Source organism: Bacillus sp. ok061 (assembly GCF_900108285.1).
Taxonomy (GTDB): domain Bacteria; phylum Bacillota; class Bacilli; order Bacillales; family Bacillaceae_G; genus Bacillus_A; species Bacillus_A thuringiensis_S.
Map to the genome: position 1 here is coordinate 130,359 of NZ_FNUW01000012.1, position 26,018 is coordinate 156,376.

A 26,018-nucleotide genomic window follows, 5' to 3' on the forward strand; every position below is an offset into this window, starting at 1 on the left:
TTTCCGTATCCCTAAGTTATCTTTACCCCAAAAAAAGAACCTGTTTTCCATAGAAAACAGGTTCTTTTTCATTATTACTTCTCCGCTATACAATCTTTTATTTTTTGTACTCAAATAATTAAAATTTTTAAATAAAAAGTTTCGAAGTGAAACCCTTCTTTTGCTCAAAATAGATAGAGTATACTACAACAGTATTGGTTCTTTAATTAATGGTAAATACTCTATACTCATAGCATAATTTAATAACAAATTAATATACTCTTGATTTGGCTCTAAACAATGTATGTTCTTCAAATATCCTTGCGTGTATAAACAAGATGGTATAGCTACTGATAGCTCTTCTACAGATTCTAATAAAGGCATTATGAGCTCTAAAGCTTTCTGTTCATCAGTAGTTAGATTCGTATTAAAAAACTTCTCTATATACTTCTCTTGTTTCATTAACAGGATATCGTATCCAAAAGCTTGTAAACTATTAATAAATTGGTCCCATTTAAGCTGATTTGGATTACAAATATGCATGGTTTTATTTACTGTATTGGCCTTATAAGATAATTCAGTAATAGCTAAACTTCCATAGTCTACAGGCGTTAAATCTACATACGTATTGACGTCAGGAGCTATGCTAGATAGACATATCCCTTTTAATAATCTATAAAATGCGTTTTCATTAATATTGTATTGAAATTTACCTGTTTTAGAGTTACCCACTAAATTCCCCACACGGTATATTGTGGCACGAACTCCTTTTTCCATTGCTTCTCTGACCATCTTCTCGCCTTGAAACTTACTTTCTAGGTACAGATTATCTAAATTTTGCCCTCTATCAAAATTAGACTCAAAGAATTCAAATTCTTTTGGATCGCTTTCAGCCTGACCTACTACACTTAAAGTCGATATATAATGAAAACGTGCATTTGTGTTCTTAGCTAATTCCAATAAGTATTTTGTAGACTGAACATTTACCTTTTGAAAATGCTCACGTTCTCCATAATGTCTAACTTCTCCACCACAATGTATGATTGACTCTACCCTATTCTTTAAATGGTCCATTTGCTTTGAATCTAGACCTAGATTCATCAAAGATAAATCTCCTTCAATTAATTCTACTCTCTCCTTCAACTTTTGAAGGATTTCTTTACCGAAATAAAACTCCATTCTTTCTTTTAACTTTGCACCAATTACTTGATCCTCATTTTTTCTTACTAAACAGTAAATAGTCGTAGATGGCAACTGTAATAATCGTTCTAAAATATGTGCTCCTAAATATCCTGTTGCCCCTGTAAGGAAAACTGTGTTTGGATAATTCACCAGATCTAACTCACATTCTTCTAATTTAGTTCTTTCATAAACAGGAGTCGTTTTCGTTTCATTTTCCATACATGCTACATTCATATTTTTCTCTTTCTTGGACGACATGCCTTCCATCTCTTCAATATGAGAGGCTAATTTTTCTATTGTTCTATACTTAAAGAAATCTTGAATTTTCAAGTTAGGGTATAACGGTTTTAATTTGACTAATGCCGGCATAACTTTTAAAGAATGTCCACCCAAATTAAAGAAATCATCTTTTAAACCTATAGATTTTATGTTTAGAACTTCAGACCATACCTTTGCAATGTCTTTTTGCACTTTAGTTTGAGGTTTAAGTTTACACTCATCTTTTTGCTCATAACCAAACTCTATTTTTGGCAGCTTTTCAAAATCAATTTTACCGTTCGCCGTTATTGGTATTTCTAACACATGAGAGTAATATTTAGGGACCATATATTCTGGCAATACATTTGATAAATGTAAAGCTAACTTATTTTTATCTATCCCTATACCGTCCACTGTTTTATAATAAGCTTGCAGTAACATTCCATCTTCCGTTTGTGTTACTACAGCCTGACTTATCCCCTCAAGTTGTAACATTGCATCTTCTATTTCACCTAATTCAATTCTGTGCCCTCTAATTTTAACCTGCTTATCTTTTCTCCCCATAAATTCTATATTTCCATTTGGTAACCACCTTGCTAAATCACCTGTTCGATATAATCTTTTACTATTGTCTTCTGAAAATGGGTTTGAAATAAATGCCTGTTTTGTTTTTTCTTCCTGCTTCCAATACCCTTGGGCCAATCCTAAACTTTCAATATATAATTCACCCATAGCCCCTACCGGACAATGTTGCATATATGAATTCAATATATGAACCTTTGTATTAGAAATAGGAATACCAATTGGTATGCTTCCTAAAAGATTATTGTCGCCTTCTAAAACTGGTATGAAATAATACATTGCTGAAACGGTTGCTTCAGTAGGGCCATACTCATTTACCAGCTGTACTTGGTTTTTAAAAGTATTTTGCCAACTTCTAATAGCATTTGTTGATGCAGCTTCCCCTCCCATTATTATAAATCTTAAAGAACGTATCTTTTCGCTATCCAGTTTAGTTAATGAAGTTGATAATTCATTGAAAAATACTGTTGGTAAGTCAGAAATAGTTGCTTGAGTTTCTTGAATGGCTTGAGCATATGCGACAGTTGAATAGCGCTGTTCATCACTTAATAAATATAGTTCCGCCCCATTTAACAAGGTAGAAAAAATTTCTGATACTGAAGAATCAAAACTATGGGAATAAAACTGTGTTACTTTATCATTTGGAGAGATCTGAAATACTTCATTTCTCCATTCAACTAAATTTAATACTCCTTTATGCGTTAATAATGTACCTTTTGGTTTTCCTGTTGAGCCTGAAGTATAAATTACATATGCCAAGTCATCTGGTTTATTTAAAATTTTCACATCATCATTTATAGTCGTACGATATATATCCTCTATTATTGAAACCTTATAATTACTTACATTCAAATGACTTTTGAATTTGTTACTCGTTATAATTCTACATGCCTCACTGTCACGAACTATATAATTTATTCTATCCTCAGGGTATTTTACATCGATTGGTATATAGGCAGCACCGGCTTTTAATATTCCAAGCATAGAAACGATACTATTCATACTTCTATCTAAAAATATGGCTACCTTATCACCTCTTTTTATACCTTTTTCGAGTAAATGTTGAGCTACTTGATTAGAGCTCATATTTAATTGTCTATATGTTAAAGATTCCGTTTCAGTCGCTATAGCAATCCGATCGGGTTGTCTATCTACTTGCATATGGAATTGCTCCTGTATATTTTGAAAATAAGGATATGGTCTTTCTGTATGATTTACCTTTTTATATATAGATTCTTCTTCCTGTGATAGGAATGAAAGATTTTCATATGCTACTGTTCGTTGATGAATAAAGGCGTCCAGTATAGTAAGTAGATTTTGAGTAAACCTATTAATTGACTCTTCCTTGAAAAGATTAATATCATACTCAAATGAAATCCCTACATAATCCAATCCTTCTTCAACAGCTAAAGAAATGTCAAATTTACTAATATCTTGTTTATTAGGGAACAACTGAAGCTTATACGCATCATGTTGCTGCAGAATATCTTTCTGATAACTAAACATAGTAGAAAAGATCGGGTTATTTCCAAAGCTTCTATCAGGATTTATTTGTTCAATTACTTTATCAAATGGGTATGATTGGTTTTGGAAAGAATTCAAACATTTTTCTCTCACTACTTGTAATAGCTGTGTTAAATTTTTCACATCATTTAATTGTGTTCTAATTGCTAGGGTATTTACAAAAAATCCTTGTATTTGTTCAAATTCTTGATGATTCCTTCCAACAACCGGTGTACCTACAATAATATCTTTTTGATCCGTTAGATAATGTAACAATTGAATATACGCTGCTAAAAATAGCATATACATAGAAACATTCTCTTGTTCACATACTTGTTTCAAAGACTCTTTCATTTTATTATCTAACTTCATTTCAAATACTGTACCCTTATTTGTACCTTGACGATTCCTACTAAAATCTAAAGGAAGATTTAGTATAGGAAGAGGTGCTGAAAGTTCAGCCATCCAATAAGATTTTTCCGTATCCCACCGACCTAAATTTAACTGCTCCTGTTCCCACTCAGCATAATCTACATATCGATTAGAAATAGTTGGCAACTCAGGATTTCTACGTTTAGCAAAGGCACTATATACCCTCATTAATTCATCTAATAAATTCCTTACACTCCACTCATCTGTAATAATGTGATGTAAATTGATATATAAATAAGACTTTTTCTTATTCAGATTAAAAATTCTAATTCTAAAAAGAGGGCCCTTTTCTAAATCAAATGGTGTATGATCCGTTTGATTTATTGTTGTACGTATATATTCTTGTTGTTCTTTTTTAGACATGTGTTCAATCTCATCGTGAATCAAGTCAATCGCTATTGAGTTTAAAATGACTTGTCTAGGCTCCCCATTTCTTTCAATAAACACTGTTCGTAGCATCTCGTGTCGTTCAACTAAAAATCTTATGGTATCTTGTAAAATATCCTTTTTTAAACTCGGCTCAATATATATGTGTAGTGGTGTATCATATACTCTATTAATGGCGTTATACTTATTTAAAAACCAGATTCTTTTTTGAGCACTTGATAATTGATAACTTTCCTTATCTGCAACTTTTAATACTTGCGTCTCCTGTTCTTCCCTATCATGATTTACTGCCATTAATTTATCGATGTAAGCAGACAGACTAGCAATCGTTGTATGCTCAAAAATATCTCTAATTTCAATTTTTAGATGAAACTCTTTTTGAATTTGATTTAACACTTGCACAGCAATTAATGAATGTCCCCCAAGTTTAAAAAAGTCATCATCTCTGCCGATTCTATATTTCCCTAAATTTAAAATCTCTGCCCATGTTTTTGCCAATCTTTTTTCTGTTTCACTTATCGGCGATACATATTGCTTCTGCATGTTTGCAAGTAAAGATGGGATTTGTAATTCTAATTTTTTTCTATCTAGTTTCCCGCTTGGTGATACAGGAAAACTTTCAAGGTGAAATACATAATTTGGCATCATAAAATCTGGTAAACTTTCACTTAAGAATGTTTTTAATGCCTCTTGTTTTAGTTCTGTATTGTCTTTTGATAAATAAAAGCTAACGATTTTGTCGTTTTGATACGTGAATACTACAGCATCTCTCACTTCTGGATGTTTAAATAATGTTCCTTCAATTTCATCCAGCTCAATTCGATACCCACGTATTTTTACTTGATTATCTTTCCTTCCGATAAATTCTAAATTTCCATTCGGTAAAAGACGTACTAAATCTCCAGTACAATACATCTTTTTATCATGATTATAGGATTTATCGAAAGAAATAAACGCCTCTTTTGTTTTTTCCTTTTGATTTAAATATCCGTTGGCAACTCCATCACCGCCAATAAATAACTCACCTACTACACCTGACGGACATAACGTATTAAACGGACTAACCACGAAAACTTCACTATTAGCAATTGGTGTACCTATTGGGATATTAGAGATTTCTTTTTGTATCTCACCATTTACTTCATACATCGTTGCACATACAGTAGTTTCAGTAGGACCATATGCATTAAGAACTGGAATCTTTAACCCTAATTTACTTTGCCATTTACGAACTGATTCAGCAGGTAAAGTTTCCCCTCCTACAAATACACGTTTTACAGAATTTAATTTAAGTAACATTTCTTTTGGCATATCAGCTATTAATTTAAAAAACGCAGTTGGTAAAACCACATTTGTAATACCATTCTTTTGAATTACATTTATAAATTCCTCTGCTGAACGTTTTTCGATTTCAGAAATTAAATGCATTCTTCCTCCACATAGCAAAATCGGAAATATTTCCATAATAGAGGCGTCAAAAATGATCGTTGCAAATTGTAAAAACACATCTTCTTTTCTTAAATGAAATGTATTGATTACTGAATATGATAAATTAATAACTCCTTTATGTGGTACAACAACTCCTTTTGGCAAACCTGTTGAACCTGACGTGTAGATAATATAAGCTGCATCTTCTATGGTATGTGTAGGCGCAATATTTTCTATGGAATTAGCGTAATGAAAATCTTCTAGATAAATTGTATGAATCGCAAAACTTTCAACTAATCCCCTGTATTCTTTCTTCGTAATAATCATTTGACTTTCGCTATCTTTTAAGATGTATTCTATTCTTTTTTCAGGAAACTTTGGATCAATTGGTACATAAACTCCACCTGATTTTAAGATGCCTAGAATCCATACAATGGTATCAATCTCTCTCTCCATTGTAATACTTACACGTTGTCCCTTTTTCAAATCATTTTCACGTAAATAATTCGCTATTTGATTTGACCTTTGCTGCAATTCATAATAGGTAATGGATTTATCCCCCATTGAAATCGCTATTTGATTTGGCGATTTTAATGCTTGTAAATCTATTAATTGATCTAATGTTTTTGAATTAGGATATGTAAGAGCATTTGAGTTCATTTCTTTGTATAGACGATGATCTTTCTCTAAAAGCAAATCCAATGAATGGATAGGTTCGTTCACATTCTTCATTAGTTTTTGTAACAAATATACATATCTTTCAACTAAATCACTAATACTCTCTGGTTTATATAATGCTGAGTTATAGTCAACCTCAATTTTATTCTCTGTTTCCCCTTCATATCGCATTATTCTCCAAGTCATATTAAAAGGATTTACTCTTTTACAACCTGTTAAAACTATTGACTCAATATGAGGAATTTTTAATTCCGGTATCTTCATCGTATTAAATGCTGTGGAATATACCATATTATCATTTGTATTTTTATTTAGATTTAAATCTTTTACTATATGTGAGTAAGGATTATGTTTATACGTAATAGCTAGATGAATAGATTTATTCACTTTATTAAGTATTCCCTTAAATGTATCTCCCTTTTCTATTGTTATACGTATAGGTAATGTATTAACAAAGTAACCAAAAGTATTTCGTTCTTCTGTATGTGGTCTAGTATTAATTGGAATACCAACAATTATCTCTTCAGCATTTGTCATTTGATGAAGTAAGGTACAATAAGTGCTTAACATTACTCGATAAATACTTATATTATTTTTTTTAGCAAAACATTGTATTTGATAAAATAGATCTGAATTAATATTCTTGCTTATATTTTTATCTGTATATCTCTTTTCATTCATTTTATTAAACTCAATAGGAAACTCTGTAGGAGTTAATTCACCTTGTAAATAATCTTTCCAATACGATGATCCTTCTTTATATATTGCACTATCAATAAAACCCTCCTCATACTCTACGAGGTTCTTATAAGGAGATTCAAATTCTACATTCGTCTTCCCTTGAAGTAATTCACCATACATATTGGATAATTGTCGGATGAAAACTCCTAAACTCCATCCATCGTAAATAATGTGATGAAACATTAAATGTAAAATAAATGTATCTTCACTGAATTTAATGATGTGGAATTTAAACAAAGGCCCCTCTTCTAAACTAAATTTCTCATTCACTATAGATTCTAAGAAATTCTTTAAAATAGATTTTTGTTCTGTGTTTTTAAAAGCAGTTAAATCTTTAAATGGTATATCAAATTCTACATTCTTTTGAATTAATTGCTTTATTTTTTCATCCCTCTTCTTAAATATTGTACGTAGCGCCGGATGTGATTGCACTATTGTAGTAAGCGTTTTCTTTAAAACTTCTATTTGAAGATTTCCTTTTAACTTTATTATAATCGGTTCATTGTTCATTCCTTTTTCTATTTCCATTTGATGAGCTATCCATAATGCTTCTTGGCCTACTGTTACATCTAATTCTTCTACAATTTCATATTTCTTTTGTATTTCTTTCATATGAATTTCTCCTTTTATAAATATTTAAAAACGGATAATATTTACAGTTACAACTATATGTACATATTCTGCAATTTGTAAATCTATATTTTCCGACTAAATTCAACATTTATTTCACTTATTGCATAGTTATTAAAATTATGAATAAAACTCATATTTATACCGTAACAGTTCATACTTTTATTCAATTTAAGCATAAAAAACCATTTCACTAATAATTCTAATTTCTTTTTATACAGTAATCTTACATATTTTATTAAAGGAAATAGTCTTATTTATACTCCGAAAATAAATTCAAGAATATTCCAACTGCTCACTATATATACTTCTAATAACATAAACTGTAAAGGAGGAGTCCGTACATAATGGAATATAGATTATTAGGTAACACCGGGTTAATAGTTTCACAGATAGGATTCGGTTCGTGGGCGATTGGTGGAGATGAATGGGGAGCAGTAAAAGATAATGAATCACTTGATGCAATTGAGAAAGCAATTGACCTAGGGGTCAATTTTATTGACACTGCTGATGTTTATGGATTAGGTCATAGTGAAACACTCGTTGCAAAAGCTATAAATAATCGCAGGCAGGATATCATTCTTTCTACAAAAGGTGGATTAATTGGTCATCATTATGACCCAAATCAACCAGCTATTTATGGAGATCCTCAAAAGATCATTGATGCGTTTGAGGCTAGTTTACTGCGGCTTAAAACGGATTATATAGATGTGTACTTTTGTCATATTTGGTGGGATAAACATGAAGAAACAGAAGCCTTTCTACAAGCTTTCCAAACCTTAAAAAAATCTGGAAAAGTGAGAGCCGTTGGTGTTTCTACTAATGATTTAGATTATATAAAACATTTTAATCAAGATAATGATTTAGATGTCGTACAATTCGATTATAGTATTTTGAATAAAGAACCTGAAAAAGACATCCTTCCTTATATTGAAAAACATAATTTAGGTGCTGTGATAAGAGGTCCACTTAAGATGGGGATTTTAACTGGAAAATTTAATCATGAAACTCAATTTCCAGACGATGATTTAAGAAAAGATTGGCCAAAAGAAAAGTGGTTTAAAGATAGCTTAAACAAAGTAGAGAAATTACGTTCACTTGTACGATCAAATCGAAGTTTAGCGCAAGTTGCTTTACGTTATGTTTTAAGTCACCCTGCCGTTTCAGTTGCTATTCCTGGTGCAAAAAATTCTACTCAGGTTGAAGAAAACTCTTCCCACTTAACTCGTCCATTATTATTAGATAATGAAATTGAATTCATTAAAAAGCTTTGATCAGCTCGTTATTCTCCCATAAAAATCAAACTGATGTAGCTACCAAATCCATACCATTACTTCTTCTCCACTAAAACATATCTTTAACACTTCCACCTTATTTTTTCCCTTTTCTCAGCAATATCTACAGTTTATAAGGTAGTTGAACCCTTTTATTCAACTACCTTATAATACGTTCTACATTATATTAAAATATCTACTACACTAGTTGAATACATGCTAAGGCAACATGCAAACCGAATAAACAATTAATTCAGAAATATTTTTAGAAACTTCATTATCTCACAATTACTTTTTTTAAAATAAATCAAAAAATTTTTCTTTACTTTAAATTCCATAATTCATATAATCTTCTATGGAATTACATTTTTTTCTAAATAGCTCCTCATTTCTAAGTATTCAAAAGGGCAATTACAAATTATTATACCCTTATGTTTAACCAAGTAAAATAAAAATCCAGTTTTTCACAAGGAGAAGTGACTGCATGCAAGATATTTTAAAACTATTTCCGAGCGTTGACGGAAATGAAGAAAAACAACAACTTTTATTAGAATCTATGCAGAAAATAATTAAAAATCTTGACCAATTAAAAAATGAAGAGCGAGCTACTTTAGGTAAATGTGAGGAAAAATCAGAAGGATACTACAATGGCTTAATTCACCAAAGTCATATTCCACTAGCTGGAATCACTATGTCTGAGGTTATAGAAGAGCTAAACCAATTTATGAATGGACATCCGTATCCAAATAAATATTACTTGTCTAACGCTGTACCACTACCAAGTATACCTTCACTATTAGGGGTAATGACAATGGCACTTTTAAATGGTAATGGTGTTTGGGATGTATATGGTCCAGGGGCAGCTGAAGCAGAAGTGAAAGTGGTATCCATGCTTTCAAAACTGATAGGTTATAATCCACATAATAGCGGCGGCTATACAACATGGGGTGGACAAGGATGCGTGTTTTCTAGCCTGCGCTTAGCAATTTCTAAACAATTTCCATCGGCAAAAGAACATGGTGCTCCACAAAATGTATATTGCTTTGCTTCTGAAAATGCACATTATAGTTTATTAAAGTCAGCTGAAGCAACTGGTATTGGGTCAAATCACTTAATAAAAGTGAAAACTGATCCTTATACAAGTTCTATGGATATAGAAGATTTAGAGGCTAAAATGATACAAGTTATTAACAATGGCGGTATCCCCCTTTATATTCTAGCTACCATGGGATCAACAGACACATTTACTATTGATGATATAAGAAAAATTAAAGAGAGCGCTGAAGCAATACAGAAAAAATATAAATTAAAACCGATTTATATCCATGCTGATTCTGCAATGGGCGGATTCTATAGTTTCTTTAATAATTATAGTTTTGAAGAAAATCCACTCTCATTTGAATCTAATGTAAAAAATGCCTTACAATACGTACAAGATAAAATGCAATATATGTCCCTTGCTGATAGTGTATGTTTTGATTTTCATAAATTAGGACAAACACCTTATGCTTCAAGTATTTTAATCGTAAAAAATCATACTGATTTACAACTGATGGACATTGAACAAGATGACACACCTTATCTTGGTAATAGGTCATATGGAAGTTATCATACAGGCTATACCTTAGAATGTTCACGATCTGGTAGTGCTATTCCAATGTATATCAATCTATTAGCCTTTGGAATTGAAGGATATCAAAAAATATTAGCAAATTATATCCGTGTAAATCTATTATTTAGAGAGAAGTTGCGTAAGGCCCTGCCTCAAGTCGCAATCACAAATGATTTTACATATGGACCAATTACAACTTTCCGTTTCTATCTGAATGGAGATGGCCAAGAAAATTGGGAAAAAGAACGAATTGGCCTTGCAACAAAAGAAGAGATTGAGGATACAAACCGATTAAATATAGAACTATTTAATTACCTAGGAAAAAATCGCGATCAAGTATTTTTTGGTGATACAACTCGTTCTTGTGTAGTAGATGTAATAAACAGTTATGATAGAAATCCGATTTCTACATTAAAATTCTTTTCTATCTCTCCATATACAACTGTTGAATGTATAGATGAGATCGTAGAATTTCTTTATGAACATATTTCGATTGCTACTAAACAGATTCATTCATATGTTTCATAACCATATTTGTTAGCGCTTTAATAGTTAAACTTAACTAGATGAAATAAAATTTTTAATCCTTTTAATTACTATTCACTATATCAGGAAAGAGGAAAAACATATGAATATAGAGCTACTTGATACACACCACGTGAAAGATGCAGCACATTTACTTGCACATTCTTTTGTGAATAATGAACCTCTTGTAAGCAGTTTACAAATTCCTTTTGCTCCTTTTCACAAAATGTGCGAAGAAATGATGAAACAAGCTGTATCTCAAGCTATGTCATTTGTAGCAATAGAAAATTTTCAAATTGTTGGAGTTCTTTTAACAAAAAAATTAACCCAGCCACTAATAGATACAGAAAAAGCGATTGAACTATGCCCACAAATGGAACCTATTTTTCAACTTTTAGATACATTAGAGACAGAATCTATTGAGTTTTCTCATTTAGATAAAGAAAAATTGGTCTATCTAGATATGGGCGCTTGTCATCCAGATTGGATGGGAAGTGGTATAGTCACTACCCTGCTTTCACATGCCATTCAAGAAATAAGTAAAAGAGATTTTGATTTTATTGCTGCTTGTACAAATGAAATCTCTCAAAAAATTCTTAAAAAACTGTTTACGACCTTGGAAATGAATGAAATAATGTATAGTAATTTTCCTTATAAGGAAAATTACCCATTTGCTAACACGACAACTTCTTTAGCAGCTCAATTACTATATATACCTCAATCCCAATTCGTCATCAAGGCCATATAAATTTGTGTAGAAGTTTAGCTGTACTTTTGTACAGCTGCTTTTTTACACAAAGTAAGTTAGTAATAGATATTCAAGTTAACATAAGTGTCCCCTTTCATACTTTAACTTCTTCGAATTCTAAAGCCATTTTCTCAGCATGTCTTATTTCTCTGCTTAACCTATCTAAAGATAATCTTCTATTTATTTCAACATGTTTCATCATATTTTAATTTCATATGCTCCATTACTTCATCTATACAAGTAACTTAAATACTTATTCCTATTTTGATGGCTAATCTTTTACTTTTTAAGTAACGAGTGATACATAGACTCCCACTCTTAAACAGTTTAAAACCTATTCCCTGATAACCCCTTAATATACCTATAATACCGACGGTTACAATTCTCTTCCCTTTCATTTATCTATTCATATTACATACCCTATAGCTATCTACTCTTCTTTAAAGAATCCAATGTAAAATTCATGATAAAAGGAAACAACCGTATCATATGTAGATTATTTAAGGAAAAAGAGTGAGAATTACTGGATTCCCCTTTCTTTTGATCCTTTTTAGAAGCTCTTTAAAGTCTAATTCTATTACATTCCTGCTAGGTAACATGTCTACTAATCATTAACAATTTGTATAGCTATATAAAGACTCTACTAATTCATTAAAGGAATCTCCTTTCCCCTATCGAATTATTGTAGAGGAAAGGAGAGGAATACATGGAAATTCTAGGATTAGATCCTCGCGCATTAGCGACCTTAGGTGCACTTGAATACACCAATCGTCGCAATAAATTAATCGAAGACTCGGAGAATAACATATACGAATGTAAAGAAATAAAAGAAATACTTCAATCACTCCCTAAAGAGAAGCAGATTGAGGTTCTTGAGAATCAAGCTCACTTTGAAGCTGTGGCAAAGATGATTGAACAAAACAATTTAATTCTTTTAGAACAGATGAAAGCTCTACAGCTAATTCAGAAATAACAAACTTATGATTTATTAATTCTACATATGCTTCCATATATAGTGTCTCTTTATCTATACCATCAGCCTCTGTCCTTACAGAGGCTTTTGTTATGCGTTGATTCATATTTTGAATTTGAATAGTTTCTTTCACATGTATGAATAGATCTTCTAATAAACCTGGTGTAGACTCTAATTCTTGCTTTTCTATTTCCTCTGTTACAGCACTTATAAATTCCCATAGTACCTTTGCACCTAGTAATTCTGCTAATCGTTTTTCACGCATTTCAAATGTTTTCATATTCATATTTAAACACTTCCCTTATCTAATATTTTCTTAAAAATAATTAATAAATTATTTTGTTTTAGGAAAACAATATAGAAATGATATTCTCACCTTAATAATTACACGTATCGTGACATTAATCTTCAAAAAAAAGAGTCCAATCAAAATTTAGTACCCTAGCTATATTCTTTGCGACAGGAACACTTGGATTTCTTTCACCACTTTCAATCATTGCATACATACTTCTAGATATTCTTGCCTTATATGCAATATAATCTTGTGTTTTCTCTTTATTTTTACGTTTTTCCAATAACCAAAACCTCATTATTCCCCCTCTTTCATTGTCACAAAATGTGTAACTAATAATTATATTACATAATAATAAGTTTAAAATCAATATTTTTTACACATTTCGTGTACTTTATTAATTGTTACATATTGTGACGGTATAATTGATGTAGAAAACACCTAAAAGGAGGTAGCATATGTTTGGCACTAGACTACACACTCTTCGAAAAGAACGCAAACTGCGTCAAGAAGACATGGCAAAACAACTAGGGATTGCTCGAACTACATATGCAATGTATGAACAAGGAAATCGAGAACCTGATTATAATACATTGATAAAATTAGCCACCTTTTTTGAAGTATCTATTGATTACCTCCTTGGTACAACTGAAATAAGACAAATTACAGACGTACAAGATCCTGAGCTTTATCAATGGTTTGAAGATATAAAAAATGCGACTCCTCAAAAGCGTGAGGAATTAAAAAAGTTTTGGGAGTTTATAATACAAAGAAAAGACTAGATTATTTAAAAGACCTCCACGTTGACAGGGTTGAAGTCGTGAGTTCGAGCCGCTCCGGGGTCATACTGATAGAAACCGTGTCAAATTAACGTTTGATACGGTTTTTATTTATTTGCTTTCGTACTCTATAACACCAGTGGTCACAGAATTGGTCACATTCCCTACAAAATCTCTTCTATTTTGTTAACTGCATCTTCTTGCATCGTTGGTAATACATGCGAGTAAGTGTCTAGTGTGATTTTGATATTACTGTGTCCTAACCGTTCAGAAATTACCTTCACATTCACACCCTTAGCCAATAATAGAGTTGCATGTGTATGACGTAAATCATGAAAGCGAATCTTTGGCACAGCCGCATTCTTAATCAAAGCGTTTAGACTTCTTCTCACATTAGCAGGATTAATTGGCGTTCCAGAAGGAGTACACATCACCAAATCATTGTCTTGGTATTCCTCACCTTGACTAAGCTTCTCTTTTAATACGACTGCTCTATGCTTCTTTAGCTTTGCTACTGTTGATGCAGGTAATAGTATTTTTCTTAAACTTGATTTCGTCTTTCCTCCAAGTAAAAATGTTTTCCCATCATGACTTAACGTTTGGCTGATAGTCAAATGCCCCTTTTCTAAATCAACGTCTTTCCACCGCAAGCCTAATAATTCCCCCTGTCTCATTCCAGTCACAAGAGCCATATGAAAGACAACGAAATATCTACTATCCTGTACAGCTTTTAAGAACAACTGTACCTCCTGCTCGTTCCACACAGTTAACTCTTCCTTATCACCTTTGGGCAACTTCGTCTTTGCTGCAATATTTTTACTAATTAACTCCAAATCTATTGCATGTTCAAGAGAGTTCCGAATGATTTTGATTATCTTCTCAATCGTTCCTCGCTTTAAACCTTCATCTCTCAGTAAATTAACGTAGTTTTGCATATGCAATGATGTTAACTTCGCTAATTTGATATTGCCTAGAGAAGGAATGATACGACTGTTTAAGTACCCTTTCAACACTTTTGCTGTTTGGATACCAACACTGTGCTTCTTTGTATTAAACCAACTCTCCAGATACTCACCATAAAGTAGCTTACTAGGTTCTACGTATGTTCCAGTATGAACTTCTGAAAGCAGCTTTGTCATAGCATTTTCTGCTTCTTTTTTTGTAATGAATCCCCTCTTCTTCTTTTGCTTTCTTTTACCTGTTAGAGAGTCAATTCCAATATCTACAGTATAAAAATACTTTCCTGTTTTCTTATCTTTTTTGACGCTTCCTTTCATCGTTAAGAGCCTCCTTAGAGTCCTTAACTGTGCTGTATATGGTAATTTTATTATAACTAATAATCTTGGTATTATGGACTAGAATTTTACTTCATACCAGTATAAAGACACACTAAACGTTGCTTTACATATATTTTCTAACAAACTGAAAGAAAATAACGAGAGCTTCAATTCACTGAATAAGCTATTCTAGTGCTCATTTAAAAGAAGCATCTCCTCAAATTAAATTTTCAGAACTACAACACAGGGGACATACAAAACCCAGCCATCCTTATATATTTTCAGAATAACGAATTATCAGAGAGCATGAATTAAAAATACATAAAGTACCACAAGCCCTTTACTTTGAAGACCAAATTCAACTCACGGAAGTAAAGAATACATATATACTGATAATTGAAGCCGACATACTTATGTTTTAAAAGATATTATTTAAGGAGAAGGTGTCTACAATTAATACTATTGAATTCACAAATAAAAAACAGTGAGCTTATATTTGTATAAGCTCACTGTTTTTCATTTATAAACCTGATACCATTTCCAATATGCAACAATTTCAGTTTGATTTATATGATATATAGAATATTAATAAAAATACGATAAATATACTCTTTAATTTTCCCATTATTAAGTTGATTGTAGAGTGATTTTTTCAGATTTCCAGTTACTATTCTACTTCAATTCTCTCTTCCTCTTTTGTTTCATCGGATTCTTCCTCGATTGGTCGAGCTGTTTCTACTGCCTTTTTAAATCTATCGTATAAATCTTTTTCTATAAATGTTGTAAATCCTCGCTGTATGGACTCTATTCTCTCAAGAATATTCTCTTCCTGTTTTATAATCAAATCTTCGGCTTTTATCCATTCTACATTATTTAACTCATATTCTCCCCAGGAAACTTCTTTGTAAATATTATATGAATAAAACAAGTTAATATGAACTTTTGAAAAAGCATAAATTATAGTACAATTATACATAGATAAATTAGGTAATTTAGGTACTAAATCAATTGTAATAGTTGTGTATGGAACATTATCTTCACTTATATTATAGCAGTCAATAACATCTATGGTCTCTTCCTTAAACTTTGTTTGCTTCGTCTCATATTGTCCTATTATTCTGGCTAAAGTATCATGGTATGATTTTACGGGTGTTTTTACAGTTCTCTTAGTATAGCTTAATTCTATGAAAAATTCATTTGATTTATTTTCTAAATACCTTGCTACAGCATTGATATTAGGAAGGTCATCGTATATTTCATGTTCAAAGTTTATATTGATATTATATAACTCATTTAAGTCATCAGTTACAATCAAATCATTTATTTTTACGTTTATTTTTTCCAACAAATTACGTACTTCTTCTATATCATTACAATAATTTTCCGCATCTTTTTTTACAATTTCTAAAAATGTTAATGCGCTTGTCGTTTCTTTGTTTTCTTCCTCTACTTGATGAGCATTGAAAGATTTCAAAACATCATTCAGCATCGTCTTTGTTTCTTCATCAATAGTACAAAAGACTTCTGTATTATTAGATTGTATAACATAGTATGGTGTTTGCGTAATATCCTTCCGTAAAAAATCATCTGATATATAATCAATAATGTCACGATATCTTATGTTACCAACTTTATGTTCTATTATTGAGTTAACAAAACTTTGTGTGAAATAACTTATGTTCTGAGTAGCCCAAGAAGATTCATCGAGCTGGGAAGAAAACATAAAATAGCAATTGTTAAATTTTTCCTTAGTTACAGTGAACATTTTCGAAACTTCTGAATCATTAACCTCTTTAACGTACCTTACTCCTGAATGACAAGCATCTATTACTTTTACAGTTAATTTCGGGTCAAGCGATTTTAATAAATCATCTATCTCACTATTTTTATATGTTGTTCTATTTAACCATTGTTCATTATAATCACTAAGTACAAAATGAAACTCACCCTTATTAAATAATCCATGACCTGTATAATAAAAGAATATTTCATCAATCCTTTCCATTTCACTATGCTTTTGTATAAATTGGGAAACTTCCTCTTTTACATTATCACTGTTTGTATTACTCTCCAGAAATAGGATATCTTGATATTTCTCTGTCTGTTTTACAAGTTGGTATATAATATACGCATCATTCTTACAACCAGGCAAATCATTTCCATCTACGTAATCACTTACACCTAATATTATTGCTAAATTTTTTGTACTCATTACGCACCCTCCCATTTAATATCTACTTAAAAGTACATATCCATATTTCACTATAAAATACTTCCTATTAATCACCCTAAAAAGGGGACAATTTGATATTGTTAAACTCTTAAATCCTATATTATAAAACATCCTCTAGAATCTTTTGATACTTTTCTTCATCATTAAGAGCCGCCTTGGAATCCTTAACTATAGCTATATATGGTAATTCTATTATAGAGGATAATCTTGGTATTTTGGACTAAGATTTTATGTCATAATAATATAAAGACTACTGAATGTTATCTACACATACTTTCTAAGGAATTGAAAGAAAGTATCGTTTTCATCAATCCCCTTGCTTGAATTAATTGAAACCTAGCAACCAGAAAACCTACAGGATTTTGGGCAGGACAAAAGGTTACGTTTAACTATCTACCATTCTGTCAATAATGTTTACCGTAGTTACTGCTACTTATTGATAATCCTTTGATAGGAGACGATTTGTTATGTCTAAAAAGAACTATAGAAAATGGAGCGATGAAGCGGTTTTATTCCTCAAAGAAAATGCTGATAGGTTTACCGTCAAAGTGCTTGGAGAGAAGCTAGGAAGAGACAAAAGCAGCGTTCAAAACAAACTTACATCCCTTAAAATTAAAAAGAAGACTTTAACCTATACTACTTACTCTTATAACAGAGATTTCTTTGAAGATATTGATTGTGAAGAAAAAGCCTACTGGTTAGGTTTCATAGCCGCCGATGGTTGCATATTGGGTGGAGGTAGAACTGGAAAACGGCTCAAAATATCACTTCAAAAAGGAGATAAAGTTCACCTAGAGCGATTTGTTGCTAGTTTAGATGGTAATATAAAAATTAGAGAATATAGATATCAAACCAAGAAGGGGTATTATGAATATGTCGAGGTTAGCGTTGGTTCTAATAAACTCTGTAATGATTTAGAGGCGCTAAACATAACTAAAGCTAAATCCAAAACACTTGAAATGAGCAAGATACAAGATAGCTTGATAAGGCATTATCTCAGAGGGTATATTGATGGTGATGGTCACTACTATCTCAGCAGTAATGCGAAAAAATCCTACATTGAGATATATGTAGGTTCAAAAAACATGCTAAATTATCTTACAAGTTATCTTGATAATCAAGGAATAACTAACTATACATTTCACTATAAGAAAAAGGGGCTCTACAAAATAGCAACCCATGATATTCATTCCAAGGCGAAGCTTATAGACCTTTTATATAGAGATTCAACCATATTCTTGGGAAGAAAAAGAGATAAAGCCTTGAAAATTGTTCAAAGCTTAGGTAATCATAGGATATCACTATCAACTAAGAGTTTTCTAAATAAGACATATATGGACTTAAAGTTCTAATGACCCTATTTGGAATAAAACAAAAATCCCATTAACTGATTAAGGAATTGAAAGTTCACTTGGAATCATTGAAATAACTGGGGTTACAAAGATTTTATGACCACGAAAAATATAAAAAGAAGGTCTTAGAGCTTATGTTTTTGGTTTCCATTTAATCAAATTATTCTTCTAACCACTTCGTTAGCAAAAAAGCGGAGTGTTTTTTTAGTTTAAGGACTCATCTTCTCTTTGGCTATTTTTTAGTCAATTAAGAAAAAAGGCATCCAACTAACCTGGATGCCTTCTTACAACTAATTCACTTGTTCTTGTGGCACTTCTTTTAACAATTCAATCGCATTTTCTTCACTTAGGTAATTTATTCCAAATTCGACACGTAAAGCTTTTGAAAGGATAACTTATTTTAGTTCATCGATACTTATTATTAAATCAACTTTTCTTTTACCATGCCTACCTTATTAATAATAAGTTGCAAAATATCACAAATAACTGTTTCTTTCCATTTACTCAAGAATCTCGAATATTATAATAGATTATTATTTTCCTAAGTCCTTTAATTTAAATTGTCTAATAAATTTCAAAAAATCTGCTGGCGTCATTCTATCATTCTCTAAAATTTTCATAGCATCTAACCTCCAAATCATGTCTCCTGGTTCTGAGAAACTTCTGCGTAATTTCCTTAAAGTCTCAATAGCTGTTTTTGCCCAATCTACAAAATCTTCTTGCAATACCAAATAGATTTCTTCACCGTAAACATCTACGTTTTCTTCATACTCTTTTGTTGTTGTGATAAATACTGTTTCAATTGTGGCTTCTCTATTTAACATTTGAACATTATCTCTAATCCACTTTTCATGAGTTAAAGCTTGTCGTACATGCTTTGTTAAAATCTTTTTGTTCTCGCCCTTATAAATTTTGTCTTCTGAAACTAAGCAATAATCACCGTTAATTATCCACCATGGGTCTGGGCTAGTATGCTCATCTGAATTGCCAGCGATATAACCAAGCAACATTCCTAACTCTTGATGACCTTGTTCAAATTTATTTCCATCATTACTTGTAAGTAGAGTAAGAACTTTCTCAACTCTTTTTTCAAATTTAGCTGAACTTTTTACGCCATCTTTATAAATTTCTTCTTCTATACGTTCGACAACATCCATTAATCCAAAATTTACAGCATTTTCTTTAGATTCTTCTTTATTAGGAATTATTCTCTTAAACCAACTAACGTTAAAAGCATTACTTGCTGCCTTATCTATGTAATTTTTCATAATTTGATAATAGCTTTCATTACCATTTTGGTATATTAAATAAGCAACATAGCTACCAATATAGTTCCAAAAAGATTTATAACCTATTAGAGCTTTCCCGTTAAGTTTACTAATAATTTGGTCTACATTGCTTAAAGCACTTTCATAGTCTTCTTTCCATATAGCATATTGATACTTAACTTCAAATTTTGCACATTCATTCAATAAATCATTATTTACATGTTTGTCAGAGGCTGCTTCGGCAATATAATTGTCCCTAAGTGCTAAAATTTGTTCCTCAGCCATATCCCAGTCATCAGTTTTATTGATTAAAGCATCCATTGCTAATAAAATATTTTCGAAATTCTTTAATCCCTCTGAATAAGTATAGCCAAATTCAAGCTCTGCACGTATCTCTGGCGGGAATTTTTCAATTTTTTTCCTTGCTGTTAAAGTTTTTAATAAATCTTCTCCCGTAATACAAACAACTGCATAATCTGTATTTGAACGTGTGCATCTTCCAATTGCTTGAATCAACTTTGTCCTAATTCGTTCCTCAAATAATACTGAAGCAGCGAGCTTTGAACTTAAAAACTTTTCTTGTAATCCTGTTCCATTAGGTAACTGATTGATAAATAATAAATGACATTTATCCCCTTCCATATCTATGCCATCATACCTATTTGCTAAAATAGCAATTGCATCATCGCTATTAACAAAAGAAGAAAAATCTTGTTCAATTTTTTCTATTGTAAAGATTTCAGAACTCATATTTTGCCGAACAAATTCTGAATAAGTTTTAACACTCTTATTATCTTGGACTAATAAGAGTGACCGAGGTAGCTTTTTGCTCATCTCAATAAAAAGCTCTTTATATTCTTGAGGTTTAAATGAAGCATCAGGAAAGACAAAATATCTTCTTCCTATACTTTTCTGTTTCCAATCATCTACAATAGCCAGTCTAGTTATATTGCTTACTCCAATTGTCCTTTCTAATTCACCGCTTTCTCCTAAGGTTGCAGACATGTAAATTCGTTGTGTTGCATGTCTAAAAGGTTCATGAGTCATTGTTGGCGGAATATAGGGTCTAATTAATAATCTTCCGCTACTTAAATATAGATTACATGAATTTAAATGCTCTTTTATATTATTCCAAGCATAAATTAACTTATTATCTTTATTTGCTCTTGCTTCAATAATATCTATTATTTCTTCTCTCTTACTATGAAATTTTATATTTGGAAACATATCCACCCAACTGATTGCGGAAGAAGTGTCTTCATTATTTTTTAAGTATGATAATTGAGTATAGTCTAAATCACCTCTAATACATTCAACTAAAGTCTCAAATAACTCTTTATGTTCTTCTCGTTTAATTTCTAACGACCAATGACTAGCTATATAATTTTCTGCTCCATGTGCATCATCAAAGATGATAATATCTGCATCACTAAAAAAAGGTTCTTTTATAAACAAACTACTATAGTTAGTAACAGCTATTACCTCTGCCCTATTATATGCCGTTTTGGATTCTTGACTATAATCTCTTATTGCTCTTGTAAAACCATATGCCTTTATCCCATATGTATTATTTGCTTTATCTACGACCTGGTTTACCAATTGATTATTAGGACATACAAAAACAACTTTCTCTTTAAATTTACGTCTTCTAAATTCCCCTATTAATAACCCAATTAAAGTTTTTCCTGCCCCTGTTGGTAACTCTAATGCTACATCTTTAGCACGTAACCCTTTTTCCATATAAGCATCTATCATTTTACTTTGATAATCTAGAGGTCCATTTATTGTTTTTTTTCTATTATCTTGATACATTTCTTGAGGTGTTTTAAAATTTGTACTATCAACTTTTAATTTATTAAATAAAGACATGAAACTTCCTCCTTTTTACCTATAATAAATAATTTCTATATATTCATCTAGTTATTTCTAAAATATAACAAAATTACAGTTTAAATCGTAAGATTCCCTTTTCGACAGAGTGTTTCAAATATATCAATTAACTCAGGCTCAAGTAATCCTTCTCTACGTTAGGTAATCTTAAACATTATCTTTAACTCTGTACTTTTTCTCATGTGTTTTAAGAGTCGGAGAGGATTCATTAATAATTGTTTAAATAGAATTCGATAACACTATTTAACTAATAAAATCAAAATTTTATTAATAATGAAGCATATACTGAGCAAAAGTACTTAAGTTAACCTTATTTAGAAAAAATAACATTCCTATTATTCACCTCTAATATTTTAGTATCATAAACAGCTAACTTTATTGGCGCATCTTCTTTATAGTTAGAAACTGTTCCATACCCCTTAAGTCCCTTAACTTTTTCTGCCCAGTACTGAATGTAGTCTATTTTTGTGACTTTTTCATCATTGAGCATTTCATCAACAATATGTTTATAATTTCGCTCTACCTCTTGAGCGTATTGCGCATTTTCTATAATTGGAGTCAGTAAAATTTGACTAAAATCAACAATATTAAGTTCAAGAATTGCGCCGTTTCCTTTTTCACACTTTTTAGCATATTTGATTGAATCCGTTATGTAAAAAGCAGTACCTAATTGACCAAAATTCTTTTTAAAACCTTCCACTCCTATTAACTCTGCAGCAGTAATTGAAGTGCCATGATACCATGGATTGCCTTTTTCTCTAATTATTCTGTGAAGTTGTTGTTTTTGAAGTTCTTTTTTCTCTTTGTATGAAGTCTTTCGAACCATTTACTTTCTCCTCCTATTTACTCTAACCTATCGGATTATTTCTTTAATATCTTGAAGGCTCGGTCTCTTATTCCCGTATAGCTCTTATCGAACTGAAGGGACCTAGCACCTAAATCCTTTTCAATATATTCTCTATCATCTAATTCTTTTTTCCAACACCTTGGCGGTGTATTTATCCCTATTCTACCTATCATGTCCCGTCGTTCATTTAAAGCATCACATGCTAAATCTACTATTTCTCCATATTCTGTTACTACCCAAGCATGAAATTGTATTGGGGGCTTCCAATCATAAAATATTGGAACACCCTTCCATTTAGAAGACCCTGCAACAACGTAACTTTTTATACCCGACTCATTCAATAAATCTTTTACCAAGGTAGAAACATATAAGCAAGTTTCTCCCCTTGTTTCACCTATATCATTAAATGTAGAAATAACTATTTTAGTAATATTATTTTTAATCTCATCTGGAGTATTGCCATCTTTGGGATATTTACAGCAATCAGAAAATTGCATCCTACTCCCGCATGGACACATTCTTTCTTTCTTTTTAGCCATTTCCTCACCCCTATAAATTAATTTTACTTACTAATTTTTGTCGATTTCTTAACTAAATTTGAATTTTGTTACTACATCTCTTCTACAAGACATAAATTAATAACTTTTTATCTATTTCCTTCAATTATACAGGAGAATCATAACATAATAGTGATAGACTGTTAAAAATGTAAAAAGAGTAATTACCGAGGAGTAATCGAATTATAGTTTCACACTGAGGAGAGTGTGAACTTTCTCATGATGAAAAAGTGTATACAAGACAAATTTTTTAGTTGTATAACGATATCTTGACTTCCTTCTCGAAAGTTCAGCCATCCACTCCACTATATAAAACAGAGAGCCTCAATTAAGAGACTCCCCATCAAATACGACCATATCTAATCCTATAAAACACTTCAGGAGGATGTTTTTTGTTAAGTACCGAACAAAAAGCTTTCCTCTCTCAAATAACCTCTCTCTTTCTTTACGTTCCCATCCCCGTCCTGTTCACGTTCCAATTAATGTGTAAGACTAGCTATCGCATTTTCGTGGTGTGACTCTAAGTTACCTCTTAGTTTAAGTCTACTTCAAATTTTTCACCACTGTAATCATCACAAATCCATTCCCATTGTTTAACACGTTTCTCTAACTGTAACTGCCTTAATGGATTCTGAATATATTCTAATAATAATTGGTTGTCTTGTTGATAGATAACACATAAATAATAAGCATCTCCATATTGATGTGCTGCTGTGTATTCATTATTTGTCATCGAAATTTCTGCATTCCGATTCGAAATAGACTTTACTTCAATATAGCGTATCTCCCCTGTTTTGGTTTGACTATGTACGTCATATCCTAGATTTTGCTTACTAACGTCTTTGGCCCGATTTCCTTGCAATTGCTCAAATTCTATACATTGATACTCTGCTGCTCGCCATTTAGAGATAGTTTTCTTCTTTGATGAAAAAATAGAGGATAATGAATGTTCAAAAACATTGGAATCTGCTTTTTCTGTTAAATAAAAACCGTCATTTCCAGATGATTGTTCCTCTGTAAAGCTCGTATTATAAGTATTGTCAATCCATTTTATATCATTAGCTGTTAGTGAATTTAAGAACTCTGATAAGAAGGACTTCGAATAGATTATTCCTTTCTTACTTCCCCAGATTATTAATTGATTTTGATTATTTTTTATATAGCAATTGTCTAATAAACATACCTCTTTATTAATCAATATTTTAGAACGAACCGACTTCAATAATTGACCATAAAGTTTACCTAATAAAGTCTGGTCTGAATTCTTTACAAACTCTCTTTCTGATAAAATGGTTATCCAGTCTGTAATTTCATACATTCTCTTCGCAAATACTTCTAAAAAATTATCTAAGTAATTGTTTTGTTGTAGACTTGCAATCGGTGTAAGTTGTTTCATAGAAGAATGTTCCCGCATCCATACAAATTCCGATGTTTCTAAAAAACGTGGTTTTCGTTTGTATTCTGTTGCATTTATCATTTCACCGTTGTATAAAGGAATCCATTTTTCCTTTTTTATTAGTTGAATGAACTTATCAGACACATAATTTGAAAACTTTGAGAAAGATTGACGTTTTTCCAGCAATGAAAAAATTGGCAGTAAGAATTCCTGTCCTTCTCGCAAAGTTCCAGCCACAGTTTTAAATAACTGTTCGGCTGCATTCTTCAACCCTACTTCTGTTTTTTCATCCCAAGTTAAATGTTTTCGACTAGGGTCTGTTGAAAAATCACAATTGATTTTAAAAGGAAAACCAGTAGATTCTAAGGTTGGTAGATAACAATGAAATACAGATTCTTCCTTCTCACAAGCTATAATTTGACCTTGTTCATCTAGTTTTAATCCTAGCTGAACAGATTTGTTTTGTTTATCTCCAACAATGTACCATTCTTTCTTTTCTTGTCCTACTTCTTGAATGCACACTCGTTGATGGTCTCGTGATACCTTAAACTTTCTACGAATTGTTGAAATGTTGATTTGGATTTGTTGAATATGATTAAGGAATAAGAAATATCCATCATTTACAGCAGTTAATTCCTCCTCTAATAGACTTAATCGAGCGTCTTTAAAAATAAAAATGGTTCGATATCCTTCCTGATAGAGTTTTTGTATTTCTTCCTTTATTTCGTATTCAATGTCTTCCACATATAAAGGGATACGAACTGTTGGCACTTTGTTTATATCTGCAATCTGTAATTTCTCCGCACACAATTCCTTTGAGAACGTAAATCCAACATCGTTTGAGTGGATAATAATAGTGTTAGTTAGATAAGTAGTGCTTTTAAATCCAACACCTCGATATCCAATGGATTCCCCTCTTTTTTTAGAACTTGCCCCTGAGCGACAAATACTTTCAATATCTTGTTCATTAAATGGTTTTCCATCATTCGCAAAGAATATATGACCATTTTTACTATAGATAGTAATGTGATTAGATTCTGCATCATCTGCATTTTGAAGTAGTTCAATAAAAATACGTTCCCCGTAACTTTCAGCCATGTATTTTTCCATTGCCGCCATATCGGCTAATAATTGTGGTGACGACTTAGCTTCTTCTAAAAAACGATGACTAAGTTTTCCGATAGCTTGCTGCACA

General features: G+C 31.5%; 14 protein-coding genes. 5 read left to right on the forward strand and 9 right to left on the reverse strand.

Annotated features, from left to right (window positions below; all coding sequences use genetic code 11):
- Positions 1–183: 183 nt before the first annotated feature.
- A complete protein-coding gene (locus tag C4S65_RS17380) occupies positions 184–7,782 on the reverse strand; it encodes a non-ribosomal peptide synthetase (protein WP_103945342.1) in 7,599 nt (2,532 codons plus the stop codon).
- Between the two features lie 365 nt (positions 7,783–8,147).
- On the opposite strand from C4S65_RS17380, the gene C4S65_RS17385 reads away from it, so the two are divergent.
- From C4S65_RS17385 to C4S65_RS17395, 3 genes are all read left to right on the forward strand, one after another.
- A complete protein-coding gene (locus tag C4S65_RS17385) occupies positions 8,148–9,074 on the forward strand; it encodes an aldo/keto reductase (RefSeq protein ID WP_103945343.1) in 927 nt (308 codons plus the stop codon).
- A 484-nt stretch (positions 9,075–9,558) separates the two neighbouring features.
- Positions 9,559–11,214 (forward strand): pyridoxal-dependent decarboxylase, encoded by a 1,656-nt coding sequence (locus C4S65_RS17390; RefSeq protein ID WP_001152302.1) that lies wholly within the window; start codon positions 9,559–9,561, stop codon positions 11,212–11,214.
- Positions 11,215–11,314: 100 nt separating this feature from the next.
- Positions 11,315–11,959: a hypothetical protein gene (locus C4S65_RS17395; protein ID WP_103945344.1), complete on the forward strand. Its 645-nt coding sequence runs from the start codon at positions 11,315–11,317 to the stop codon at positions 11,957–11,959.
- A gap of 848 nt (positions 11,960–12,807) precedes the next feature.
- On the opposite strand, the gene C4S65_RS17405 is transcribed toward C4S65_RS17395, so the two are convergent.
- Positions 12,808–13,218 (reverse strand): hypothetical protein, encoded by a 411-nt coding sequence (locus C4S65_RS17405; RefSeq protein WP_098507593.1) that lies wholly within the window; start codon positions 13,216–13,218, stop codon positions 12,808–12,810.
- A 115-nt stretch (positions 13,219–13,333) separates the two neighbouring features.
- Positions 13,334–13,522 (reverse strand): helix-turn-helix transcriptional regulator, encoded by a 189-nt coding sequence (locus tag C4S65_RS17410; protein ID WP_078205477.1) that lies wholly within the window; start codon positions 13,520–13,522, stop codon positions 13,334–13,336.
- A gap of 160 nt (positions 13,523–13,682) precedes the next feature.
- Between C4S65_RS17410 and C4S65_RS17415 the strand changes: the two genes are divergently transcribed.
- A complete protein-coding gene (locus C4S65_RS17415; protein ID WP_000468117.1) occupies positions 13,683–14,006 on the forward strand; it encodes a helix-turn-helix transcriptional regulator in 324 nt (107 codons plus the stop codon).
- 161 nt (positions 14,007–14,167) lie between these two features.
- Here the strand turns inward: C4S65_RS17415 and C4S65_RS17420 are convergent, their stop codons facing one another.
- Positions 14,168–15,280, reverse strand: coding sequence for a site-specific integrase (locus C4S65_RS17420; protein ID WP_098800116.1), 1,113 nt, complete (start codon positions 15,278–15,280; stop codon positions 14,168–14,170).
- 667 nt (positions 15,281–15,947) lie between these two features.
- Positions 15,948–17,492 carry a caspase family protein gene (locus C4S65_RS17425; RefSeq protein ID WP_181032136.1) on the reverse strand — a complete coding sequence of 515 codons (1,545 nt, stop codon included), beginning with the start codon at positions 17,490–17,492 and terminating at the stop codon, positions 15,948–15,950.
- A gap of 488 nt (positions 17,493–17,980) precedes the next feature.
- Here C4S65_RS17425 and C4S65_RS17430 point away from each other — a divergent pair, with 488 nt between their 5' ends.
- The gene (locus tag C4S65_RS17430; protein ID WP_103945346.1) at positions 17,981–18,865 is read left to right on the forward strand and encodes an LAGLIDADG family homing endonuclease; all 885 of its coding nucleotides are present in this window, start codon (positions 17,981–17,983) and stop codon (positions 18,863–18,865) included.
- Between the two features lie 533 nt (positions 18,866–19,398).
- Here the strand turns inward: C4S65_RS17430 and C4S65_RS17435 are convergent.
- The 4 genes from C4S65_RS17435 to C4S65_RS17450 form a co-directional block, all read right to left on the reverse strand.
- Complete coding sequence (locus tag C4S65_RS17435; RefSeq protein ID WP_098800113.1) at positions 19,399–22,002, reverse strand: DEAD/DEAH box helicase family protein; 2,604 nt, start codon at positions 22,000–22,002, stop codon at positions 19,399–19,401.
- Positions 22,003–22,333: 331 nt separating this feature from the next.
- A complete protein-coding gene (locus tag C4S65_RS17440) occupies positions 22,334–22,849 on the reverse strand; it encodes a hypothetical protein (RefSeq protein WP_103945347.1) in 516 nt (171 codons plus the stop codon).
- A gap of 35 nt (positions 22,850–22,884) precedes the next feature.
- On the reverse strand, positions 22,885–23,409 hold the full coding sequence (locus C4S65_RS17445) for a hypothetical protein (protein ID WP_103945348.1): 525 nt from the start codon (positions 23,407–23,409) through the stop codon (positions 22,885–22,887).
- Positions 23,410–23,959: 550 nt separating this feature from the next.
- Positions 23,960–26,017, reverse strand: coding sequence for a DUF3883 domain-containing protein (locus tag C4S65_RS17450; protein ID WP_103945349.1), 2,058 nt, complete (start codon positions 26,015–26,017; stop codon positions 23,960–23,962).
- Position 26,018 lies beyond the last annotated feature (1 nt).

What these genes read in the sequence shown, in the direction of transcription:
- C4S65_RS17380 (WP_103945342.1), bottom strand. Translation starts at nt 7,782, where the DNA reads ATGAAAGAAATACAAAAGAAATATGAAATTGTAGAAGAATTAGATGTA.
- C4S65_RS17385 (WP_103945343.1), top strand. Translation starts at nt 8,148, where the DNA reads ATGGAATATAGATTATTAGGTAACACCGGGTTAATAGTTTCACAGATA.
- C4S65_RS17390 (WP_001152302.1), top strand. Translation starts at nt 9,559, where the DNA reads ATGCAAGATATTTTAAAACTATTTCCGAGCGTTGACGGAAATGAAGAA.
- C4S65_RS17395 (WP_103945344.1), top strand. Translation starts at nt 11,315, where the DNA reads ATGAATATAGAGCTACTTGATACACACCACGTGAAAGATGCAGCACAT.
- C4S65_RS17405 (WP_098507593.1), bottom strand. Translation starts at nt 13,218, where the DNA reads ATGAATATGAAAACATTTGAAATGCGTGAAAAACGATTAGCAGAATTA.
- C4S65_RS17410 (WP_078205477.1), bottom strand. Translation starts at nt 13,522, where the DNA reads ATGAGGTTTTGGTTATTGGAAAAACGTAAAAATAAAGAGAAAACACAA.
- C4S65_RS17415 (WP_000468117.1), top strand. Translation starts at nt 13,683, where the DNA reads ATGTTTGGCACTAGACTACACACTCTTCGAAAAGAACGCAAACTGCGT.
- C4S65_RS17420 (WP_098800116.1), bottom strand. Translation starts at nt 15,280, where the DNA reads ATGAAAGGAAGCGTCAAAAAAGATAAGAAAACAGGAAAGTATTTTTAT.
- C4S65_RS17425 (WP_181032136.1), bottom strand. Translation starts at nt 17,492, where the DNA reads ATGAGTACAAAAAATTTAGCAATAATATTAGGTGTAAGTGATTACGTA.
- C4S65_RS17430 (WP_103945346.1), top strand. Translation starts at nt 17,981, where the DNA reads ATGTCTAAAAAGAACTATAGAAAATGGAGCGATGAAGCGGTTTTATTC.
- C4S65_RS17435 (WP_098800113.1), bottom strand. Translation starts at nt 22,002, where the DNA reads ATGTCTTTATTTAATAAATTAAAAGTTGATAGTACAAATTTTAAAACA.
- C4S65_RS17440 (WP_103945347.1), bottom strand. Translation starts at nt 22,849, where the DNA reads ATGGTTCGAAAGACTTCATACAAAGAGAAAAAAGAACTTCAAAAACAA.
- C4S65_RS17445 (WP_103945348.1), bottom strand. Translation starts at nt 23,409, where the DNA reads ATGGCTAAAAAGAAAGAAAGAATGTGTCCATGCGGGAGTAGGATGCAA.